Annotated in this window: 1 protein-coding gene; it reads left to right on the top strand. The window is 52.9% G+C overall.

Going from position 1 to position 1,370, the window contains the following annotated elements:
* Positions 1–68: 68 nt before the first annotated feature.
* A complete protein-coding gene (locus tag FIV39_RS32880) occupies positions 69–1,199 on the top strand; it encodes an IS4 family transposase (RefSeq protein WP_090400627.1) in 1,131 nt (376 codons plus the stop codon).
* Positions 1,200–1,370 lie beyond the last annotated feature (171 nt).

Here is a 1,370-nt window from a genome sequence, read left to right as displayed (position 1 = left end):
CCCCATATGCGCTAACCATATCTCAAAAGCTATAGTAAAAACTGCCTCGCTATAGGAAGTGACTAGCAGTGACAGACGCCACGCAAAAACTGAATGAAGACTGGCCAAAACTCCTGGCGCTGTTGCCAGCAGGATGGGAAGCCAAGGCAAAAGAACTGGGGGCCTTGAAGTTTGGTCGCCGATTCAGCGGCCCTGAGAGCTTATTGCGCACCTTACTGATGTATCTAAGTGCTGACTGCTCGATGATCGAAACGGTGCAAAGAGCGCGCGCCGGTGACTGGCTGGAGCTATCGGACGTTGGCTTGCTCAAACGAGTCAACAAATCGGGGCCATGGCTGGGTTGGATCACTGAGCAGTTGATCCAACAATCACCGATCGTAGAGGTGGACTGCCCGGCGCTACAAGGTCGACGACTACTGGCTGTCGATGGCAGCGTCGTTACGGAGCCTGGCGCGGTCACCTCGACATGGCGACTGCATTACACGATGCAGATCAGCACATTACGTTGCTGCGAAGTACAAGTGACCTCGACCAAAGTGGGCGAATCACTGGCGCAATTTACGGTGCAGCCCGGTGATGTATTCCTGGCTGATCGAGGGTTTGCCAATCGACGCGGGATCAATCATGTACTCAATGGCGGTGGCGACGTTCTGGTACGGATGAACCTGAGCAGTCTGCCGCTGAAGGATGAGCAAGGATTACCCTTTGAGCAACTGGCGCAATTGCGCACCTTGCAGCCAGGGCAAAGCGGAGAGTGGCCAGCGGTGATGCAGGGCTCAAACGGGAATGTTGCGGTTCGCGTATGTGCGTACCGTAAGACAGAAGAACAAAGGCTGGAAGGTGAGCGCAAGCTGAAGAGAACCGGACAGAAAAAACAGAAAAAAGTGCAACCTCAGACGGTGGAAGCAGCAGGTTATGTGGTGGTGGTCACAACCCTGGACTGCCTGGATGCCCAAGGAATTTTGGCCCTCTACCGGCATCGTTGGCAGGTGGAGTTGGCGTTCAAGCGGATGAAATCTTTATTAGGGTTATCGCACCTTAGAAAGAAAAATCCGGAAGGCGCAAAAGCTTGGCTGCAAGGGAAATTATTGGTGGCTTGCTTGATCGAGCGGTTAATCGCAACAGGCGAGCATTTTTCCCCTATCGAGGGTCAAGGATCACAAAGAGCAAGTGATACGCCAGCGTTGCCGTTGGCGTGAAATGACTTTTGTCCATTGGTTACTTTGTTGTGTCATCAATCCGCGCTTGTCGTTATTTACTTGCCTTGAAGAGTGGGGAACGATAAGTCGGAAACTGCGTGAATCCCCGCGAAAACGGGGATACCAGCAAGATGAGCTATGGAGTGGGAGATTTGGTTAGCGCATATGGGG

Source organism: Pseudomonas grimontii, assembly GCF_007858185.1.
GTDB lineage: Bacteria > Pseudomonadota > Gammaproteobacteria > Pseudomonadales > Pseudomonadaceae > Aquipseudomonas > Aquipseudomonas grimontii.
This window is presented reverse-complemented; position numbering and strand designations above follow the sequence as displayed.